We start from the raw sequence: 19,239 nt of genomic DNA on the forward strand, positions 1-19,239 counted from the left end.
GATGCGCCGCAGCCTCCTCCTGCTCCTCGCGGCGCTCGGCCTCGCCGCCTGCGCCGGCAAACCCGACTACTACCTGGTGCCCCCGGTCGGCGGGGCGAGCCGGCAGGGCTCGGCCGGCAGCGTCGCCGTCGCCGACATGAGCCTGCCCGCCTACGCCGAGACGGTCGAGATCGCGGTGATGAACGACACTGGCGCGGTCACGCTCTCCAAGGGCGCGCTCTGGGCCGACACCCCGCGCCGGGCGCTCACCCGGCACCTCGTCGCCGCGCTGCAATCCCGCCTCGCCGCGCAGGTGGCGACCGAGCCCTGGCCGGCCTTCGACCAGCCCGACCTCCGCGTCGAGGTCTTCGTCGATCGCATGATCGGCGCGCCCGACGGCCCCTTCCAGTTCTCCGGGCAGTACGTGATCGTCTCGAACCTCTCCGGCCGGGTGATCTCCTCCGACCGCTTCGCCATCACCCTGCCGCCGCAGGGCGCCGGCTACCAGGGCCTGATCGACGCCCACGCCCGCGCCGTCGAGGCCCTCGCCGACCAGATCGCCGCCCGCCTGTCACGCGGCGGCTATTCCTGACGCGAACCGGACGGCCGTCGGCGGCGCGCCGCCATCGCGAGGAACGCGAGCCCCGTGACCATGACGCCCGACGCCGCGGGAAGCGGAACCGGCGCGACGTTCACGAGGAGCCCGGTGGGATTCGCGCAATCGCAGGCCAAGTTCACCACCTCGACCTCGAGGAGGTTGTCCGCGTCCAGCAGCCCGGCCAAGCCGACGGTCAACCGGCGCGGATTTAGGAATCCCCAGTCGTCGGCGCTGTCCAGCACGCGGCCGTTGAGCCGGAGCACGGCGGCATTGTCCGATGCCCATGCGATGGTCATCGCACCCGCGGGGCGATCGAACGTCCTGCTATAGGTGTAGACGACGTCCCGATCGCCGAGCGGCGCCGCCGCAGCCTCCCCGTCGGGGAACACGAACGGCGAGATCCAATTCGCCCGGAGGCCCGATTCGCCCGGCTCGAGCCAGGCAGGATGTCGCGAGATCATCAGGTCGAGCGGGCCCCCACGCGAGACCACGGTTCAGCCCGGTTCGGCCTCGCCAACCGATCCGATGCCGGTGTTGAGCGACGCCGCCCCGGCCGGACCAGCGACCGAAATCACCGCCAGGCACACAAGGAAAAGGTCGCGCATCGAACGCCTCCTGCTTTTCGCCGATCTCCTGAGAAAGCCGAGCGGACCGGCTGTGGATAATCCTGTTGATAACTTGATTATCTATAGAATTCAGTGGCTTGAATAGCGTCTCACTGTGGGACGTCTCACTGTGGGACATTGCCGGCCCCGCCCCTCACATCGCCCGGCGCGCCGCCAGCGCGGCGCCGATGGTGCCGTCGTCGAGGTAGTCGAGCTCGCCCCCGATCGGCACGCCCTTGGCGAGCGAGGTCACCCGGACCCCCGCCGGCTCCAGCGTCTCGGCGATGTAATGCGCCGTCGTCAGACCGTCGACGGTGGCGTTGAGCGCGAGGATCACCTCGCCCACCCCCTCCTCCGCGATCCGCGCCGACAGCCCGGGGATGCGCAGCGCCTCCGGCCCCACCCCGTCGATCGCCGACAGCACGCCCCCCAGCACATGATAGCGCCCCCGGTATGCCCCCGACCGCTCCATGGCCCAGAGGTCGGCCACCGTCTCCACCACGCAGAGCTCCCCCGTCGCCCGCGCCGGGTCGGCGCAGACCGGGCACAGCGCCCCGGTGGCGATGTTGCCGCAGCGGTCGCATTCCCGCGCCGTCGCGGCGACCTCCGCCATCGCCGCGGTCAGCGGCTCCAGCAGCGTCGTGCGCTTCCTCAGCATGGCGAGCGTCGCCCGCCGCGCCGAGCGCGGCCCCAGCCCGGGCAGCCGCGCGAGGAGCGCGATCAGCCGCTCGACCGCCTCGGCCCCCCGGTCCGCCATGGGCTCAGAACGGCAGCTTCATGCCCGGCGGCAGGCCCATGCCCTCGGTCACCCGCCCGAGCTCCTCGGCCGCCGCCGCCTGCGCGCGCGCCTGCGCGTCCTGCACCGCCGCGACGATCAGGTCCTCGACCACCTCGCGGTCCTCGGGCCGGAACAGCGACGGGTCGATCGACAGCCCCTTGAGCTGCCCCTTGGCCGTCGCGGTCGCCCTGACCATCCCGGCCCCGGCCTCGCCGGTCACCTCCATCCCGTCGAGCCGCGCCTGGACCTCGGCCATCCTGGCCTGCATCTCCTGCGCCTGCTTCATGATCTTGGCCATGTCGCCGATCTGGCCCAGCCCCTTCAGCATCGTGCCTCACTCCTCGTCGAAGGGATCGAGCGGATCCCATGCATCGTCATCCTCGGGCGCCGGCGCCGGAGCGCCCGCCTCTCCACCCGCCTCCCCCGCGGCCTCGCCCGGCCCCGCGACCGCCCGCACGTCGCGGATCGTCGCGCCCGGGAACGCCGCCATCACCGCCTGCACCAGCGGGTGCGCCTCCGCCTTGCGCATCAGGTCGCCCCGCCGCTCGGCCGCGACCTCGGCGATCGTCGCCCCGCCGCCGGACCCGACGACGCTCACCCCCCAGCGTGCCCCGGTCCAGGCCAGCAGCCGCTGCGCCAGCCGCGGCGCCAGATCCGGCGCGGCGCTGGCCGAAGGCTCGAACTCGATCCGCCCCGGGGCATAGCGCACCAGCCTGAGCCCGTGCTCGATCTCGAGGAGCAGGCTCACGTCCCGCCGCGCCCGCACAAGCGCCACCAGGTCCTCGAAGGTCGCATAGCGCGCCAGCGCCTCCGCATCCGACGCCCGCGTCGCCTCCGGCGCGGGGGCCGCCACGGCGGACGCCACCGGCGCCGCCTCCGCCCGCGCCACCGGCGCCGCCACGGCCCGCGCCGCCGGCCCCCCGCCGTCGCCCCGCGGAACCCCGCCGCCGCCCTTGCCGCCGCCCGCGCCGGCCGGGGCGGCGGGTCGCCCGCCGGAGAGCTTGCGCACCAGATCCTCCGGCGGCGGCAGGTCGGCGACATGGGTCAGCCGGATCACCGCCATCTCCGCCGCCATCATCGGGTTCGGCGCCGTCGCCGCCTCCTCCAGCGCCTTCAGGAGCATCTGCCACGCCCGCGACAGCGTCCGCATCGAGAGCCGCCCCGCGAGGTGCAGCCCCCGCGCCCGCTCGTCCGGCCCCACGGTCGGGTCGTCGGCGGCGGCCGGCGTGATCCGCAGGATCGACACCCAGTGCGTCACCTCGGCGAGGTCGCGCAGCACCGCCAGCGGATCCGCCCCGTCGGCATACTGCCCGCCGAGCTCCGCCAGCGCCCCCGCCGCGTCGCCCCGCATCACCGCCTCGAAGAGGTCGAGCACCCGCCCCCGGTCGGCGAGCCCGAGCATCGCCCGAACCTCCGCCGCGGCCCCCGACCCCTGCGCGATCGCCTGCTCCAGCAGGCTCAGCGCGTCGCGCGCCGAGCCCTCGGCGGCGCGCACGATCAGCCCGAGCGCGTCGGGGGCCATCTCCATCCCCTCCGCCGCCGCGATCCGCCGCAGGTGCCCGAGCATCGTCTCCGGCTCGATCCGCCGCAGGTCGAACCTCTGGCACCGCGACAGCACCGTCACCGGCACCTTGCGGATCTCCGTGGTGGCGAAGATGAACTTCACATGCGGCGGCGGCTCCTCCAGCGTCTTGAGGAGGGCGTTGAACGCCGAGGCGCTCAGCATGTGCACCTCGTCGATGATGTAGACCTTGTAGCGCGCGCTCGCCGCCCGGTAGGCCACCCCGTCGATGATCTCGCGGATGTCGTTCACGCCTGTGCGCGACGCCGCGTCCATCTCCAGCACGTCGACGTGGCGGCCCTCGGCGATGGCGCGGCAGGGCTCGCAGACGCCGCAGGGCTCGATGGTCGGGCCGCCGGTCCCGTCGGGGCCGACGCAGTTGAGGCCCTTGGCGACGATCCGCGCCGTCGTGGTCTTGCCGACGCCGCGGACCCCGGTCAGCACGAAGGCATGGGCGATCCGCCCGGCCGCGAAGGCGTTGCGCAGGGTGCGGACCATCGCCTCCTGCCCGATCAGGTCGGCGAAGGTCGCAGGCCGATACTTGCGCGCGAGCACGCGATAGGCGCTGTCTGCGGCGTCGGACAAGGTCTACCCGTCTGGCTGGTCGGCCCTCAACCTAGAGAGCCGGCCCGGCAGGGGCAAGCGGAAGCGCCCCGTCGCGACCTCCCGCGCGGCTCAGCGCAGGACGTGGACCGGGATCTTGCTGTGGGTCAGCACCTTCAGCGTCTCGCTGCCGACGAGCAGCGCCGAGACGCCCTTGCGGCCATGCGAGGCCATGACGATCAGGTCGGCGCCCTGTTCCTCGGCCGTCTTCAGGATGGCCTCCCAGGGGCGGCTCCCGACCACCTGCACGGTCTTCGCCGCCACCCCGGCCTCGCCGGCCCGCGCCGCCGCCGCCCCGAGGACCTCGGCGGCATGCGCGGACGCGCCCCGCTCGTAGCGCGCCATGATCTCGTCGAGCCGGACATGGTCGTCGGTGGTGAAGTGCTCCATCACGTCGAAGGGCTCGACGACGGTCATCACCGTCACCCGCGAGCCCAGCGCCTTGGCGAGCGCGACGCCCGTCTCGACGGCCTGCCCGGCGAGCGGCGAGCCGTCGGTCGGTATCAGAATATTCGCATACATCGTCGGTCCCCTGCTGGCGCGGCTTGCCCGCATCCCGGATGCGAAGGTGACCCCCGCGGCGCGTCCGGGTCAACAGCGAAGCGGCCGCGGCCCGCTCAGGCCGGCGTCACCCCCCGCAACCGCTCCGACCGCCGCCGCAGCAGCTCCAGCACCGTCAGGAGCGCGACGGAGATGATCACGAGGATCGTCGCCACGGCGAGGATCGCCGGCGAGATCTGCTCGCGGATGCCGTTCCACATCTGCCGCGGGATCGTCTGCTGGTCATGCCCGGCGACGAAGAGCACCACCACCACCTCGTCGAACGAGGTCACGAAGGCGAAGAGCGCCCCGGAGATCACCCCGGGCATGATCAACGGCATCGTCACCTTGAAGAACGTCCGCGTCGGCGAGGCCCCGAGCGACAGCGCCGCCCGGTTCAGCGACTGGTCGAACCCGACCAGCGTCGCCGTCACCGTGATGATGACGAACGGGATCCCCAGCGTCGCATGGGCGAGGATGATTCCCACGTACGAGTTCGCCAGCCCCACCGCCGAGTAGAAGAAGAAGAGCCCCGTCGCGACGATGATGATCGGCACGATCATCGGCGAGATCAGCATCGCCATGATCGCCCGCCGGTAGGGCATCTCCGGCCGCGACAGGCCGAGCGCCGCCACCGTCCCCAGCACGGTGGCGAGGATGGTCGAGAAGAAGCCGATGATCACCGAGTTCTTCGCCGCGTTGATCCAGGCGGCGTTGCGCCAGGCGTCGGCCCACCAGGCGGCGTTGCGCGGCGCGTCGGGATTGGCCATCCCGAAGGTGAGCAGGCGGTCGTACCAGCGCAGCGAGTAGCCCTCGGGGTCGAGCCGCAGCATCTTCTCGGTGAAGGTGAAATAGGCCTCGGCGTTGAACGACAGCGGGATGATGATGATGATCGGCGCGATCAGGAACAGGAACACCAGCGCGCAGATCGCGAGATAGGCGTAGCGCCAGGCGCGCTCCAGCGGGCTTGCGTAGATCGGCAGGGCCATGGCCGTCACCCGAGCTTCATGTTGTCGATCCCGACCAGCCGGTCGTAGAGCCAGTAGAGCAGCAGCACGGCCGCGAGCAGCAGCGCCGCCAGCGCCGCCGCGAGCGACCAGTTGAGCGAGCTCTGCATGTGGAAGGCGATCAGGTTGGAGATGAGCTGGCCCGAGGCGCCGCCGACCAGCGCCGGCGTGATGTAGTAGCCGACCGCGAGGATGAAGACGAGGAGCGAGCCCGCGCCGATCCCGGGCAGCGTCTGCGGCAGGTAGACCCGGCGGAAGGCCGTCCACGACGTCGCCCCGAGCGAGCGCGCCGCGCGCACGTAGGAGGGGTTGATGTTGCGCATCACCGAGTAGAGCGGCAGCACCATGAACGGCAGCAGGATATGCGTCATGGCGATGACGGTGCCCGCCTGGTTGTACATGAGCTGGACGCGGCCGCCCTCGTCGATGAGGCCGAGGCCGATGAGCGCGTTGTTGAGCACGCCCTGGCTCTGGAGGATCGCCATCCAGGCGGTGGTGCGCACGAGGAGCGAGGTCCAGAACGGCAGCAGGACCAGGATCATCAGCAGGTTCGAGTAGCGCAGCGGCAGCGTCGCCAGCAGGTGCGCGATCGGGAAGCCGAGCGCGAGGCAGAGGCCGGTGATCAGCGCCGAGAGCAGGAAGGTGCGCTGGAACAGCATCAGGTAGACCTGACGGTCCGGCGGCACGGGCCTGATCGCGCCGTCGATGTCGCGAAACCGGTCGAGCGCGGCGAGGTAGAAGTTCGCCGTGTAGGCCGAGGACACGTTGCGCATCGTGTTCCACAGCTCGGGGTCGCCCCATTTCGCGTCGAGGCCGAGCATCCCCTCGCGGAAGGGCGGCTCCAGGCCGCCCGCCCGGCGCCCCGCCGCGGTGAAGAGCGAGCGCGTGCCCTGCATCTCGTAGTTCACCCGGGTGCCCACCGCGCCGATGGTGCGGGCGGCGGCGGCGGCGGCGAGGTCGGAGGCGAGCGCGGCGAAGGCCGCCTCGTCGGGCTCGGCCCCGACCGGATGGGCGCGGAGCCACACGGTCGTCGCCGGCATGTTGTCGGCGAAGACCGGGTTATGCACCGAGCGGTGCAGCATCTGCCCGATCGGGATGACGAAGCTGACGAGCACGAAGGCGAGGAGCGGCAGCACGAGGAGGAAGGCCCGTCGCCGGGCGCGCGCCTGGGCGCGGGCGAGCGCCAGCTTCAGCGGCCGCCCGTCCGCCGCGGTCATCACCGTAGCGCCGACCGACCGGCCCTCGGCCATGCGCGCCTCCTCGATCTGCCGGGACGGCGGAGGCGATGCCCCGCCGCCCCGGTCGGCGTCAGTTGGCGGCGAGCCAGGCGTTGAAGCGCTCGCTCAGCTCGATGTCATGGTCGGCCCAGAACTCGATGTTGGTCGTGAGCGCGTCGGCCATGTGCTCGGGATTGGTCGGCATGTGCGGACCCATCTCGGTCTTGCCGTCCTTGAAGAGCCCGACCAGCGGGGCCGAGGACTTGCGCGCCGGGCCGTAGCTGATGAAGCTCGCCTGGTCGGCGAGGCGCTGCGTGTCGGTCGCCCACTTGATGAAGTCCCAGGCCGCCTCCTTGTTCGGCGCGCCCTTGGGGATCACGAACAGGTTGAAGTCGAGGATCTGGTTCGGCCAGAACAGCTCGAAGGGCTGGCCCTCCGCGATCATCGCGTTGAAGATGCGGCCGTTGTAGGCGGTGGTCATCACCACCTCGCCGTCGGCGAGGAGCTGCGGCGGCTGCGCGCCGGCCTCCCACCAGATCACCTGGTCCTTGATCGTGTCGAGCTTGGCGAAGGCGCGGTCGACGCCCTCGGGCGTGGCGAGCGTGTCGTAGACCTCGGCGGGCGGCACGCCGTCGGCCATCAGCGCCAGCTCCAGCGCGTATTTCGCGCCCTTGCGCAGGCCGCGCTTGCCCGGGATCTTCTCCAGGTCGAAGAAGTCCGCGGTCGTCTCCGGAGCCGGCCCGTCGCCGCGATAGGCGATCAGCGTCGAGTAGACGATCGTGCCCACGCCGCAATCGTAGAGCCCGCCCTCGATGAAGTCCTCGGCCGCCGGCGTGCCGTCGGCGCCGGGGGGCAGCTCGTCGATCGCCAGCACCTCCAGCGCGCCCTCGTCGCAGAGCCGCACCAGGTCCGAGGGCTCGACGTCGGCCACGTCGATGGTGACGTTGCCGGCCTCGACCTGGGCCTTGATCGGGGTCGCCGGGTTGTCGGCGTCGACCGAGTTTATCTTGACCCCGGTGAGCGCCATGTAGGGCTTGTGGTAGGCCTCGACCTGGCTGGCGCCGTAGGCGCCGCCCCAGGAGACGATGGTGATCTCCTGCGCGGCTGCCGCGAGGCCGAAGGAGGCTAGCGCGCTGGTGAGGAACAGGACTTTCTTCATGTGGCGTACTCCCAAGTGTTATAGGTCGTCGTCGTCCGTCATGCCGTCCGCGGCCCCGGGACGACGCATCTCATGGCGGATCGAGCGCGCGGGCGTCCTGCGGCGCCCATCCGATGGGGATCCGCTCGCCCGGCTCGAGCTTGCGCTGGCCGATGCCGTTGCGGCACTTCATCACGAAATCGTCCTGGCCGGCCACCCGCATCCGCGTGCGGAACACGTCGCCCATGTAGACGAACTCGAGCACCTCGGCCTCGACCGTGCGCACGCCGGGCGGGATGTTCTCGGGCTTGAACTCCACCCGCTCGGGGCGGATCGAGACCGTGGTGCGCTCGCCGGGCCGCGAGACGTTGACGGGGATCGCGTCGAGCAGCTCGCCCGTCGGCAGCCGCACCGTACAGGCGTCGCCCGAGATCGTCTCGACCGTGCCCTGCAACGCGTTGTTCTCGCCGATGAAGCTCGCGACGAAGCGGTTTCCGGGGCGCTCGTAGAGATCCTCCGGCGGCGCGAGCTGCTGGATGCGCCCGTCGTTGAAGACGGCGATGCGGTCCGACATCGTCAGCGCCTCGCCCTGGTCGTGGGTGACGTAGACGACGGTCACCCCGAGCCGCTCGTGCAGGTGCTTGATCTCGAACTGCATGTGCTCGCGGAGCTGCTTGTCGAGCGCGCCGAGCGGCTCGTCCATCAGCACCAGCTCCGGCTCGAAGACCAGCGCGCGGGCCAGCGCGATGCGCTGCTGCTGCCCGCCCGAGAGCTGCGCAGGCCGCCGCGCGGCGAAGGCGCCCATCTGCACCATGTCGAGCGCGCGCCGCACCTTCGCCTCGATCTCGGCCTTGCCCATCTTCCGCACCTCGAGCGGGAAGGCGAGGTTCTCGCCGACCGTCATGTGCGGAAAGAGCGCGTAGTTCTGGAACACCATGCCGATGCCGCGCTTCTCCGGCGGCACCGAGTTGATCGGCCGCCCGGCCAGCCGGATCTCGCCATGGGTGGCGGTCTCGAAGCCCGCAAGCATCATCAGGCAGGTGGTCTTGCCCGAGCCGGAAGGCCCGAGCATCGTCAGGAATTCGCCCCGGCCGATGTCGAGGTTGAGGTCCTTCACGACCAGCGACTGGCCGTCATAGCTCTTCTGCACATGCTCGAAGGCCACGAAGGCCCCGTCGCCGCGTCCGGCGTTCATGCGACATCCCTGCTGCTTGTTATCGTGTCCGGGCACGATTTGACCGCGGAATAAACCACGTCGCCTGCCGGGACGCAAACCCCCATGTGCCGGCGTCGTTGGCGCCGCCGGCGCGGTCGCCTAGACTGGCGCTCCGGCGAACGGCCGCCCGCCCCGCCGCGAGGACCGCCGAGGGATGCCCAGGCTCGCCATCGCCGCTCCCGGCTTCTCCCAGCCCTCCGAGACGTTCGTCCACCACCACGTGCGCACGCTCGCGCCCGGCCGGACCGTCCTCGTCTGCTACGACGGCGCCGGGGCCGGGCGCTTCGGCTGCCCCGTCCTCTCCGGCCTCCGCCCCACCGACGCGGCGCCCGGGCCGCTGGGGCGGCTGCGCGCCCGGCTGGTCCCGGCGCTGCGGCGCGCCCGCGGCTTCGGGAGCATCCTAGACGCCGGCGACCGCCGCCGCCTCGCCGGATTCCTCCGCGGCCAGGACGTGGCGCTCGTCCTCGCCGAGTTCGGCGGCATGGGCGCCGCGGTCATGGACGTCTGCCGCGACCTCGACCTGCCGCTCTACGTCTACTTCCGCGGCCCCGACGCCACCGAGGCCAGCCGCTTCCCGACGATGCGCCGCTTCTACCGCCGGCTGTTCCGCCAGGCGGCCGGCGTCCTCGCCGTCTCGCGCTTCATCGCCGACCGGGTGGTCGCGCTCGGCTGCCCGGAGGCGAAGCTCCACGTCAGCCCCAGCGGGGCCGATTCCGGCCAGTTCCTGCCCAGCGCGCGCGAGCCCGGCCGCATCCTCGGCGTCGGCCGCCTCGTGCCGACCAAGGCCCCGCTCGTCACCCTCGCCGCCTTCGCCCGCATCGCCCCGCGCTTCCCCGAGGCCCGCCTCGACCTCGTCGGCGACGGGCCGCTCCGCGCCGAGGTCGAGGCCGCCGCCCGCGCGACCGGCCTCGCCGGCCGCATCCGCCTCCACGGCGCCCTCCCCCACGACGCCTGCGCCGCCCTGATGGCCCGCGCGGCGGTCTTCGCCCTCCCCTCCGCCACCGGCCCGCGCGGCGCCACCGAAGGCTTCCCCACCGCCATCGCCGAGGCGATGACCGCCGGCGTCCCCGTGGTGGCCACCCGCCACGCCGGCATCCCCGAGCACGTCGTCGACGGCGTCACCGGCCGCCTCGTCGCCGAGGGCGACGTCGCCGCCATGGCCGACGCCCTCGCCGCGCTCCTCGCCGACCCCGCCGCCGCGGCCGCCCTCGGCGACGCCGCCGCCCGCCACGCGGCGGACCATCTCACCCGCGCTCGCTCCGACCGGCTCCTCCGCGCCCTCCTCGACCTCGACGCCCGCCTCGGCCCCGCCGCACCGGCGCCGTGAGGCCCCCCCCCGACGACCGCCGCCTCGCCCCGCTCCGCGTCGACCCCGCGACCCTCGGCGGCCTCCGCCCGCCACGCGGCCGACAACCTCACCCGCGCCCGCTCGACCGGCTCCTCCCCGCGCTCCTCGACCTCGACGCCCGCCTCGGCCCCGCCGCACCGGGCCGTGAGGCCCCCGTATACCCGACGACCGCCGCCCTGGCCCCGCGCCTCGCCGACCCCACCACCCTCGGCGACGCCTCCGCCCGCCACGCGGCCGACAACCTCACCCGCGCCGAACGGCTCCTCCGCGCGGCTCTCGACCTTGGCGCCCTCCTCAGCCCCCGCGGCGCCGCCCCCGGGCCGCCGCTTCCGCGACCTCGGGCTGCAAGTCTGCGCGAATCCCGGGCCGATGCGCGTGCAGGCGCCCATCAAACGGGCGCCGGCGCGCGCGGGCGACTCCGGAACGCGACCAACCCGCTTGCGTTTTCCCGGGCCGTGGCCTCTATGCTGGCCCCGGACCAACGGGGGAGGCCGTCATCTCTTTCTTCAACGAGATGTATGACGGAGAGGTCCTGCGGGAGGCCTACGGACCCGTCGACGCCTGGGTCCAGCGCACGCCCCCCGAGGTCATCGCCCAGAAGAAGCAGGAGGCCGAGGCCCTCTTCCGCCGCATCGGCATCACCTTCGCGGTCTACGGCGAGGGCGGCGACGTCGAGCGGCTGATCCCCTTCGACATGATGCCCCGCGTCTTCACCGAGCGCGAGTGGCGCAAGCTCGAGCGCGGCGTGAAGCAGCGCGCCCGCGCGCTCAACGCCTTCCTCTACGACGTCTACCACCGCGCCGAGATCATCCGCGCCGGGGTGATCCCGGCCGACCTCGTCTACCGCAACGAGGCCTACGAGCCCGCAGTCGTCGGCATCGACCCGCCGGCCAACGTCTATTCCCACATCGTCGGGATCGACATCGTGCGCACCGGCGCCGAGGAGTTCTTCGTCCTCGAGGACAATTGCCGAACCCCCTCCGGCGTCTCCTACATGCTGGAGAACCGCGAGATCATGATGCGGATGTTTCCCGAGCTCTTCCGCTCGATCCGCATCGAGCCGGTCGACGGCTACCCCGAGCGCCTGCGCCGCACGCTGGCCTCGGTCGCGCCCCCGAAATGCGACGCCGAGCCGACCACCGTCGTGCTCTCCCCCGGCTCCTTCAACTCGGCCTACTACGAGCACAGCTTCCTCGCCGACCAGATGGGCGTCGAGCTCGTCGAGGGGCAGGACCTGTTCGTCCAGGGCGAGTTCGTCTGGATGCGCACCACCGAGGGCCCCAAGCGCGTCGACGTGATCTATCGCCGCATCGACGACAGCTTCCTCGACCCGCTCTGCTTCCGCCCCGATTCCATGCTCGGCGTTCCCGGCCTGATGAACGTCTTCCGCTCCGGCGGCGTCTCGATCTGCTCGGCCCCGGGCTCGGGCGTCGCCGACGACAAGGCGGTCTACACCTACGTCCCCGAGATGATCCGCTTCTATCTCGGCGAGCAGCCCATCCTGAAGAACGTCCAGACCTGGAAATGCGCCGACCCGACCGACCGCAAGCACGTGCTCGCCAACCTCAAGGATCTCGTCGTCAAGGAGGTCCACGGCTCCGGCGGCTACGGGATGCTGGTCGGCCCCGCCTCCACCAAGGAGCAGATCGCGGCCTATGCCGAGCGCATCAAGGCGGCGCCCGACGACTTCATCGCCCAGCCGACGCTCTCGCTCTCGACGGTGCCCACCTTCGTCGAGAAGGGCCTCGCGCCGCGCCACGTCGACCTGCGCCCCTACTGCCTCGTCGGGCGGGAGGTGCATCTCGTGCCGGGCGGCCTCACCCGCGTCGCCATGCGCGAGGGCTCGCTCGTCGTGAACTCGTCCCAGGGCGGCGGGGTCAAGGACACCTGGGTGCTGGCCGACTGACATGCTGAGCCGCACCGCCGAGAACCTCTACTGGCTGGCCCGCTACATGGAGCGGGCCGAGACCATGGCCCGCCTCCTCGAGGTCGGCTACCGCATGGCGATGATGCCCTCGGCCGCCGAGGGCTACCGCAACGAATGGGCCTCGCTCGTCGCCGCCGCCGGCTCGTCGCCCGGCTTCGAGGCGAAGTTCGGCGAGGCCTACCGCCAGCGCGACGTCGAGTCCTGGCTCTTCTACGACCGCGAGAACCCCTCCTCCGTCATCGCCTGCATCGAGACCGCCCGCCAGAACGGCCGCGCGGTGCGCACCGCGCTCACCACCGAGATGTGGGAATCGCTGAACGGCGCCTATCTCGAGATCGCCGGCATCGAGCGCGAGCCCCGCACCGAGGCGCTGCTGCCGAAGCTCTGCGAGTGGACCAAGAGGCAGGGCGCGCTCCTCCGCGGCGCCACCGAGACCTCGCACCTCCAGAACGACGGCTACGACTTCCTCAACCTCGGCTACTACCTCGAGCGCGGCGACAACACGGCGCGCCTCCTCGACGTGAAGTACTACGTCCTGCTGCCGACCACCGACATGGTCGGCGGCACCATCGACACCTACCAGTGGACGACGCTCCTGCGCTCGCTCTCCGCCTTCCGCGCCTTCCACTGGGCCTATGGCGGCGAGTACACGCCCCGCAAGATCGCCGACTTCCTCATCCTCAACCGCGCCTGCCCGCGGTCGCTGCTGCACTGCTCCGGCAAGGCCGACTTCCACCTCGAGCGGCTGGCCCAGGCCTACGGCCGCACCACCTTCGCCCATGACCGCATCCACGAGATCGTCGTCGACCTCTCCGAGGCGCGCATCGAGGACGTCATCGGCGAAGGCCTGCACGAGTTCCTGACGCGCTTCATCGACCGCAACGCCGCCCTCGGACAGGACGTCGCCGACGCCTACCTGTTCGGCCCCCAGTAGCAGGTCAGCCGCGATGCGCCTCTCCGTCCGCCACCGCACCGTCTACGCCTTCGACGCGCCGATGCGCTGGATCGTGCAGAGCCACCGCCTGACCCCGTCGGCCTGCGCCTCGCAGCGTACCCTCGCCTGGACCGTCGCCGCCGACGGCGGCGAGATCGGCGCGGCCTTCGTCGACGGCGCCGGCGACGCGGTCAGCACGCTCACCATCGTCGGGCCGGTCGAGCGCGTCGAGGTCCTCGTCGAGGGCGAGGTCGAGACGGCCGACACCTCCGGCATCCTGCGCGACCACCGCGAGATCATCTCGCCCCGCGCCTACCTCGTCGCCACCGCGGCGACGCACCCGAACCGGGCGCTGGCCGAGCTCGCCGACGCCGCCGTCAAGGGCGCCTCCGACGCCGACGAGCTCGCCCGCGCCCACCGCCTCGCCGCCGCCGTCGCCGACGCCATCGCCTACGCCCCGGGCGCCACCGACGCCCACACCACCGCCGCCGAGGCGCTCGAGCAGGGCAAGGGCGTCTGCCAGGACCACGCCCACGCGCTGATCGCGCTCGCGCATCGCTGCGGCCTGCCCGCCCGCTACGTCTCCGGCTACCTCTACGCCGGCGAGGAGGACGCCGCCGCCGAGGCGAGCCACGCCTGGGCCGAGATCTTCGTCTCCCGCCTCGGCTGGATCGGCTTCGACGCCGCCAACCGCTGCTGCCCGGACGAGCGCTACATCCGCCTCGGCTCGGGCCGCGACGCCCGCGAGGCGGCGCCGATCCGCGGCGTCTCCCGCGGCGGCGGAACCGAGGTTCTGGACGTCGACGTGTCGGTCGCCCAAGCTCCCGCCCGGTCGCAGTCCCAGACCCAGCAATAGACGGCCCGCCATGACCTACTGCGTCGGCCTCCTGCTCGACGCCGGCATCGTCCTTCTCGCCGACACGCGGACGAACGCCGGCATCGACGACATCTCGATCTTCCGGAAGCTGTTCTTCTTCGAGGAGCCGGGCGAGCGCGTCATCGCCATGATGACCTCCGGCAACCTCTCGGTCACCCAGACCGTCATCGCCAAGCTCGCCCACGAGGCCGCAAGCCCCGACGCCACGCCCGAGACCTCGATCCTGAAGGCGCCGACCATGCTCGGCGTCGCCGAGATCGTCGGCCGCACCCTCTTCGAGGTCTCCGTCGCGGTGCGCAGCCGCATGAAGCAGATGGACCAGGCCGCCTCGGCCTCCGCCTCGATGCTGCTCGCCGGCCAGCGCAAGGGCGGGCGGATGCGGCTCTTCCACATCTACCGCGAGGGCAACTTCATCGCGGCGACCGACGACACCCCCTACCTGCAGATCGGCGAGTTCAAGTACGGCAAGCCGATCCTCGACCGGGTGGTGCGCCCCTCCACCTCGCTCGCCGAGGGCCGCAAGGTGGCGCTGCTCTCGATGGATTCGACGATGCGCTCCAACCTCTCCGTGGGGATGCCCCTCGACCTCGCGGTGATCCGCCGCGACGAATGCCGGGTCGGCGTCCGTGAGCGCTTCGAGCCCGGCGACACCCGCTTCGCCGCCATGTCCGACGCCTGGAGCCGCGCCCTCCGCCAAGCCTTCGTCGACATGCCCGACTGACGCCGCCCGCCTCCCCGCCGGGCCTTCCGCGTCAATCCTTCGTAAAAAAGTGGCAAGCCGGATTCCAGCCGGATTCCGGCCGGATTCCAGTCTCGATTTTCCCTGCCTTTCCAGCAGAATCCCCCGACCGCCGCCGCCGCGGCGCGCAAACGCGCCGCCCGACGCCCGGCGCGCCGCGGCGCGGGATGCTTGACAAAAACACTTTGTTATTGGCATCCGCAAACCAGCAGCCAGGCGCCGGGGAGCGCCGAGCCATCCACGAGCGGACGGGGGTGGCGCATGGTCGCGAATCTGCGGAAAGACGGCTTCCATCCCGGCGCCGGCGCGCGCATCGCTGCGGCCATCGCCGGGCTGATGCTGCCCGGCGCGGCGGTCGCGCAGGACGCCGCCGCCGCCGAGGACGAGCAGGTCCTGCTCGACACCATCACCGTCGAGGGCCAGTCCGGCCGCGGCCTCGCCGCCGGCCGCACCGAGGGCACCGGGACCTTCACGCCCCCCGCGACCAACACCGCGACCAAGTTCGTGCTCACCCCGCGCGAGACGCCGCAGACCGTGGCCGTGGTCACCAACCAGGTGATCGAGGATTTCAACCTGACGAACGTGCGGCAGGTGCTGGAGACCGCGCCCTTCATCAACGTCTATACCGAGCGGAGCCCGGGAGTGTTCGTCGTCAACACCCGCGGCACCGAGGAGATGGACATCCAGTTCGACGGCATCCCGGGACCCGCCTCCGTCGGCAGCCGCGGCGCCTTGCCGTTCGACACCGCCTTCATCGACCGCACCGAGATCGTCTACGGCGCGCAGGGCCTGCTCGGCGGCCTCGGCGGGGCCGGCGGCGTCATCAACATCGTCCGCAAGATGCCGACGCCGACCTTCCAGGCGACGCTGGAGACCGGCGTCGACAGCGAGGGCAGCGGCCGGCTGGTCGGCGACATCTCCGGCCCGCTCAACCAGTCCGGCGCGCTGCGGGGCCGGGTGATCGGCGTCCTCTACGACCAGGATTCCTTCGTCGAGGACGCCTGGGTCGACACGAAATCGGTCTACGGCGTGCTGGAGGCGGACGTGCGCGAGGGGACGACGCTCGCGCTCGGCGGCATGTATGTCGACTACGAGGCCGCGACCGCGGCCGGCTACGGGCTGCCGACCATGGTCGACGGCAGCTTCGTCGACCTGCCGCGCGACGTGAACCTCGGCGCCGACTGGGGCCGCGACAAGCGGGAGGGCGAGTACGTCTTCCTGAAGTTCGACCAGGACCTCCCCGCCGACTGGGAGCTGCGCGGCGCGCTCAACTACACGCATTCGCAGTCCCGCCTGCGCGAGGCGATCCCGCAGGGGCCGTTCTTCCCGGGCGAGGACTACCTCTACGTCGTGCAGGCGCAGAAGGAGGGCTGGGAGAACACCACCTGGAGCCTCGACAGCTACGCCGCGGGCACGGTCAACCTCTTCGGGCGCACCCACGAGCTGATGCTCGGCGTCAACTGGCTGAAGAACCAGGAGCACACGATCGGCGGCTACTGGGTGGACGGCATCGCCAACCCGCGCGACGAATGGAGCGTGCTGCAGGTCAGCTACGCCTTCCGCCACCGGCCGGGGTCGGTGCCGCGGCCGCGGGGCTCGGACTGGTGGCAGGCCTGGGGGCCGTGGGATTCCGAGACCCGGCAGCTCGGCGCCTACGCCGGGGGCCGCTTCTCGGTGGCGGAGGGGACGCACCTCATCCTCGGCGGCCGCGGCACGTGGTGGGAATACGAGGACGGCGGGCTCGACACCATCGACGAGACCGCGTTCACCCCCTATGCCGCCATCACCTGGGACTTCAACGAGTGGGGCACGGCCTATGCCTCCTATTCGCGCATCTACGAGCCGAGCACCCTCTTCGACGCCTCGGGCGGCGTGCTGCCGCCGGTGGAGGGCCACAACTACGAGGCCGGCGTGAAGGGCAGCTTCTTCGGCGGCCGCCTCGACGCGAGCCTCGCGGTCTATCGCCTGGTGCAGGAGAACCTCCCCGAGGACGACTATGCGAGCGGCATGGTCTGCAACGGCTGGTACTGCGCCATGCCCGCCGGCGAGGTGGTGACCAAGGGCGTCGACATCGGCCTGTCGGGCGCGATCACGCCGGACTGGAACGTGCTGGCCGGATATTCCTACGTCTCCTCCGACCACAACGACACCGGCGAGCCGTTCTCGACCTACTACCCGGAGAACACCTTCAAGCTCTCCACGACCTACGACCTGATGGGCGACCGGCTGACCGTCGGCGGCCAGATCCGCTGGCAGAGCAAGGTCTACGACGAGGGCGTCTACGGCTGGTCCGAGGGCGGCGTGGACTACGAGGAGGACTACCGGGTTGAGCAAAAGCCCTACACCGTGGTCGACCTGATGGCGCGCTACCGCCTGACCGAGCAGGCCTCGATCCTGCTCAACGTCGACAACATCTTCGACGAGGAATACTACGAGGGCATCAGCTGGCCGCGCCACGGCAACAACTACGGCGCGCCCCGCACCGCGACGGTGACGCTGACCACGACGTTCTGATCATTCGCCCGCCCTCCGGCACGCAACGTGCGAGGACCTGAACGCCCGGGAAAGAGCCTCCCGGGTGGCGCTGCGGGCGCGTGCGATAAAGCTGCGCCTTCTTGTTCTGGTTTACCTCCAATAACTTGAGCCATGCCGCACTGTGCGCGATTTTTCCGGAGGCTTCCCGGCACGGTCTCCGGCGCTTGCAAGGAGCCCGCCGCCTGCCTATGGCAGGCCCCATCCCGTCGGAGGACGCCATGCCCGATCCCCGCCTCATCGTGGGCCTCGACCTGCCCGACACGCCGGCCGCCCGCGCCATGGCCGCCCGGCTCGCCGGGGTGGTGTCGGCCTGGAAGATCGGCCTAGGCCTCCTCCACGACGGCGGCCTCGGCCTCGCGACCGAGCTGAAGGCGGAGGGGGCCGACGTCTTCCTCGACATGAAGCTCTTCGACATCCCCGCGACCGTCGAGCGCGCCGCCCGCGGCCTCGCCGCGACCATCGCCCCCGACCTCCTGACCGTCCACGGCGACCCCTACGTGGTCCGCGCCGCGGTGGAGGGCCGGGGGGCGGCGCCGACGCGGATCCTCGCGATCACCATCCTGACCGCCCTGGACCGCGCCGACCTCGACGCCGCCCTGATCGCCCCGGGCGAGATGTCCGACCTCGTCGCCGAGCGGGCGTCCCGCGCCTTCGCGGCCGGCGCCGACGGGGTGATCGCCTCGCCGCAGGAGGCCGCCCGCATCCGCGCCTTGCCGGAGGCCGCGGGCAAGCTGATCGTCACCCCCGGCGTCCGCCCCGCCGGCGCCGCGGCCCACGACCAGAAGCGCGTCGCCACCCCCGCCGCCGCCCTCGCCGCCGGCGCCGACCGCATCGTCGTCGCCCGCCCCGTCATCGCCGCCCCGGACCCGACGGCCGCCGCCCGGGCGATCCTCGCCGAGATCGCCTGATACACGATCCGCCGGCCCAGCTCCGACCCTGCGCCCGGCCTCTCCGTTCCTCCCGAGACGCGGCGCGGCGTGGGCAGGGACGAGGGAGCCCCGAAGCGCCTCGACCGGCGCCGCGAAATGCGGGGGCGACGCCGCGCGGCTCCCGCTCCGACGCGGCGCGAGCGGACGGCGTCCTCAACAGCCCCCGCGGAACGGGGCGGCATTCCGGGGGCCCGACGCTCAGCCGCGGGCGATGGCGCGCAGCTCCCGCTCCAGCGCGTCGAGGAAGCGCGAGCGGTCGGCCTTCGCGAACGGTCGTCCGCCGCCCTGCCGGAACGGGTCGGCGGCGCGGAGGTCGGCCATCAGGTCGCGGGTGGCCAGCGCCGCGCCGACATTGGCCCGGGACAGCGCCTCGCCGTTCGGCTTCAGCACCCGCGCCCCCGCCTCGACGCAGCGGGCGGCGAGCGGGATGTCGGCGGTGACGCAGAGGTCCCCCGGCCCGATCCTGTCGGCGATCCAGCGATCGGCCGCGTCGGGCCCCTCCGGCACGACCTCGACGCGGGCGAGCGGATGGGTCGCCGGGCGGATGCCGCCGTTCGCCACGTAGACGACCGGGGTCGCGTGCCGCTCGGCCACCCGCAGGACCTCGTCCTTGACCGGACAGGCGTCGGCGTCGACGTAGATCATGATCCCCCTCCCCCGAGGTTGCGCGGCGCGGCGCTATCGCGCAGGTTGTCGCCATAACGGAGG

Annotated in this window: 18 protein-coding genes; 8 read left to right on the top strand and 10 right to left on the bottom strand. The window is 72.0% G+C overall.

Annotation, left to right across the window (positions count from 1 at the left end; all coding sequences use genetic code 11):
- Position 1 precedes the first annotated feature (1 nt).
- Entirely contained in the window at positions 2 to 571 is a 570-nt protein-coding gene (locus tag KBB57_RS03910; RefSeq protein ID WP_290747083.1) for a membrane integrity-associated transporter subunit PqiC, read from the top strand.
- Here KBB57_RS03910 and KBB57_RS03915 read toward each other — a convergent pair.
- The 9 genes from KBB57_RS03915 to KBB57_RS03955 all read right to left on the bottom strand — a co-directional run bounded on the left by KBB57_RS03915 (position 562) and on the right by KBB57_RS03955 (position 9,221).
- Positions 562 to 1,038 (bottom strand): hypothetical protein, encoded by a 477-nt coding sequence (locus tag KBB57_RS03915; RefSeq protein WP_290747085.1) that lies wholly within the window; start codon positions 1,036 to 1,038, stop codon positions 562 to 564. The two genes, KBB57_RS03910 and KBB57_RS03915, sit on opposite strands and share 10 nt — an antisense overlap.
- Before the next feature lie 298 nt (positions 1,039 to 1,336).
- Positions 1,337 to 1,939: a recombination mediator RecR gene (gene recR, locus KBB57_RS03920; RefSeq protein WP_290747087.1), complete on the bottom strand. Its 603-nt coding sequence runs from the start codon at positions 1,937 to 1,939 to the stop codon at positions 1,337 to 1,339.
- A gap of 4 nt (positions 1,940 to 1,943) precedes the next feature.
- On the bottom strand, positions 1,944 to 2,288 hold the full coding sequence (locus KBB57_RS03925; protein WP_290747109.1) for a YbaB/EbfC family nucleoid-associated protein: 345 nt from the start codon (positions 2,286 to 2,288) through the stop codon (positions 1,944 to 1,946).
- A 6-nt stretch (positions 2,289 to 2,294) separates the two neighbouring features.
- A complete protein-coding gene (locus KBB57_RS03930) occupies positions 2,295 to 4,106 on the bottom strand; it encodes a DNA polymerase III subunit gamma/tau (protein WP_290747111.1) in 1,812 nt (603 codons plus the stop codon).
- Positions 4,107 to 4,196: 90 nt separating this feature from the next.
- On the bottom strand, positions 4,197 to 4,646 hold the full coding sequence (locus KBB57_RS03935) for a universal stress protein (protein ID WP_290747113.1): 450 nt from the start codon (positions 4,644 to 4,646) through the stop codon (positions 4,197 to 4,199).
- Positions 4,647 to 4,741: 95 nt separating this feature from the next.
- On the bottom strand, positions 4,742 to 5,653 hold the full coding sequence (locus KBB57_RS03940) for an ABC transporter permease (RefSeq protein ID WP_290747199.1): 912 nt from the start codon (positions 5,651 to 5,653) through the stop codon (positions 4,742 to 4,744).
- Positions 5,654 to 5,658: 5 nt separating this feature from the next.
- Positions 5,659 to 6,921, bottom strand: coding sequence for an ABC transporter permease (locus KBB57_RS03945; RefSeq protein WP_290747115.1), 1,263 nt, complete (start codon positions 6,919 to 6,921; stop codon positions 5,659 to 5,661).
- 58 nt (positions 6,922 to 6,979) lie between these two features.
- A complete protein-coding gene (locus KBB57_RS03950) occupies positions 6,980 to 8,047 on the bottom strand; it encodes an ABC transporter substrate-binding protein (protein WP_290747117.1) in 1,068 nt (355 codons plus the stop codon).
- A 70-nt stretch (positions 8,048 to 8,117) separates the two neighbouring features.
- Positions 8,118 to 9,221 (bottom strand): ABC transporter ATP-binding protein, encoded by a 1,104-nt coding sequence (locus tag KBB57_RS03955; RefSeq protein ID WP_290747119.1) that lies wholly within the window; start codon positions 9,219 to 9,221, stop codon positions 8,118 to 8,120.
- A 175-nt stretch (positions 9,222 to 9,396) separates the two neighbouring features.
- Here KBB57_RS03955 and KBB57_RS03960 point away from each other — a divergent pair, with 175 nt between their 5' ends.
- From KBB57_RS03960 to pyrF, 7 genes are all read left to right on the top strand, one after another.
- Entirely contained in the window at positions 9,397 to 10,569 is a 1,173-nt protein-coding gene (locus tag KBB57_RS03960; RefSeq protein ID WP_290747121.1) for a glycosyltransferase, read from the top strand.
- A gap of 535 nt (positions 10,570 to 11,104) precedes the next feature.
- Positions 11,105 to 12,496 carry a circularly permuted type 2 ATP-grasp protein gene (locus tag KBB57_RS03965; RefSeq protein WP_290747123.1) on the top strand — a complete coding sequence of 464 codons (1,392 nt, stop codon included), beginning with the start codon at positions 11,105 to 11,107 and terminating at the stop codon, positions 12,494 to 12,496.
- Position 12,497: 1 nt separating this feature from the next.
- Complete coding sequence (locus KBB57_RS03970; RefSeq protein WP_290747125.1) at positions 12,498 to 13,451, top strand: alpha-E domain-containing protein; 954 nt, start codon at positions 12,498 to 12,500, stop codon at positions 13,449 to 13,451.
- A 13-nt stretch (positions 13,452 to 13,464) separates the two neighbouring features.
- Positions 13,465 to 14,307, top strand: coding sequence for a transglutaminase family protein (locus tag KBB57_RS03975; RefSeq protein ID WP_290747127.1), 843 nt, complete (start codon positions 13,465 to 13,467; stop codon positions 14,305 to 14,307).
- Between the two features lie 10 nt (positions 14,308 to 14,317).
- Positions 14,318 to 15,049: a peptidase gene (locus KBB57_RS03980; protein ID WP_290747129.1), complete on the top strand. Its 732-nt coding sequence runs from the start codon at positions 14,318 to 14,320 to the stop codon at positions 15,047 to 15,049.
- 279 nt (positions 15,050 to 15,328) lie between these two features.
- Positions 15,329 to 17,581 (top strand): TonB-dependent siderophore receptor, encoded by a 2,253-nt coding sequence (locus KBB57_RS03985; RefSeq protein ID WP_290747131.1) that lies wholly within the window; start codon positions 15,329 to 15,331, stop codon positions 17,579 to 17,581.
- Between the two features lie 239 nt (positions 17,582 to 17,820).
- Positions 17,821 to 18,510 (top strand): orotidine-5'-phosphate decarboxylase, encoded by a 690-nt coding sequence (pyrF, locus tag KBB57_RS03990; RefSeq protein ID WP_290747133.1) that lies wholly within the window; start codon positions 17,821 to 17,823, stop codon positions 18,508 to 18,510.
- A 219-nt stretch (positions 18,511 to 18,729) separates the two neighbouring features.
- Here pyrF and KBB57_RS03995 read toward each other — a convergent pair whose 3' ends face one another.
- Positions 18,730 to 19,176 carry a YaiI/YqxD family protein gene (locus KBB57_RS03995; RefSeq protein ID WP_290747135.1) on the bottom strand — a complete coding sequence of 149 codons (447 nt, stop codon included), beginning with the start codon at positions 19,174 to 19,176 and terminating at the stop codon, positions 18,730 to 18,732.
- Positions 19,177 to 19,239 lie beyond the last annotated feature (63 nt).

The sequence above is a fragment of the Amaricoccus sp. genome, assembly GCF_017993425.1.
In the GTDB taxonomy this organism is placed as follows: domain Bacteria; phylum Pseudomonadota; class Alphaproteobacteria; order Rhodobacterales; family Rhodobacteraceae; genus Amaricoccus.

Bases quoted from the DNA above. Each gene is read 5' to 3' on its own strand.
- KBB57_RS03910 (WP_290747083.1), top strand. From the start codon at position 2: ATGCGCCGCAGCCTCCTCCTGCTCCTCGCGGCGCTCGGCCTCGCCGCC.
- KBB57_RS03915 (WP_290747085.1), bottom strand. From the start codon at position 1,038: ATGATCTCGCGACATCCTGCCTGGCTCGAGCCGGGCGAATCGGGCCTC.
- recR (WP_290747087.1), bottom strand. From the start codon at position 1,939: ATGGCGGACCGGGGGGCCGAGGCGGTCGAGCGGCTGATCGCGCTCCTC.
- KBB57_RS03925 (WP_290747109.1), bottom strand. From the start codon at position 2,288: ATGCTGAAGGGGCTGGGCCAGATCGGCGACATGGCCAAGATCATGAAG.
- KBB57_RS03935 (WP_290747113.1), bottom strand. From the start codon at position 4,646: ATGTATGCGAATATTCTGATACCGACCGACGGCTCGCCGCTCGCCGGG.
- KBB57_RS03940 (WP_290747199.1), bottom strand. From the start codon at position 5,653: ATGGCCCTGCCGATCTACGCAAGCCCGCTGGAGCGCGCCTGGCGCTAC.
- KBB57_RS03945 (WP_290747115.1), bottom strand. From the start codon at position 6,921: ATGGCCGAGGGCCGGTCGGTCGGCGCTACGGTGATGACCGCGGCGGAC.
- KBB57_RS03950 (WP_290747117.1), bottom strand. From the start codon at position 8,047: ATGAAGAAAGTCCTGTTCCTCACCAGCGCGCTAGCCTCCTTCGGCCTC.
- KBB57_RS03955 (WP_290747119.1), bottom strand. From the start codon at position 9,221: ATGAACGCCGGACGCGGCGACGGGGCCTTCGTGGCCTTCGAGCATGTG.
- KBB57_RS03960 (WP_290747121.1), top strand. From the start codon at position 9,397: ATGCCCAGGCTCGCCATCGCCGCTCCCGGCTTCTCCCAGCCCTCCGAG.
- KBB57_RS03965 (WP_290747123.1), top strand. From the start codon at position 11,105: ATGTATGACGGAGAGGTCCTGCGGGAGGCCTACGGACCCGTCGACGCC.
- KBB57_RS03970 (WP_290747125.1), top strand. From the start codon at position 12,498: ATGCTGAGCCGCACCGCCGAGAACCTCTACTGGCTGGCCCGCTACATG.
- KBB57_RS03975 (WP_290747127.1), top strand. From the start codon at position 13,465: ATGCGCCTCTCCGTCCGCCACCGCACCGTCTACGCCTTCGACGCGCCG.
- KBB57_RS03980 (WP_290747129.1), top strand. From the start codon at position 14,318: ATGACCTACTGCGTCGGCCTCCTGCTCGACGCCGGCATCGTCCTTCTC.
- KBB57_RS03985 (WP_290747131.1), top strand. From the start codon at position 15,329: ATGGTCGCGAATCTGCGGAAAGACGGCTTCCATCCCGGCGCCGGCGCG.
- pyrF (WP_290747133.1), top strand. From the start codon at position 17,821: ATGCCCGATCCCCGCCTCATCGTGGGCCTCGACCTGCCCGACACGCCG.
- KBB57_RS03995 (WP_290747135.1), bottom strand. From the start codon at position 19,176: ATGATCTACGTCGACGCCGACGCCTGTCCGGTCAAGGACGAGGTCCTG.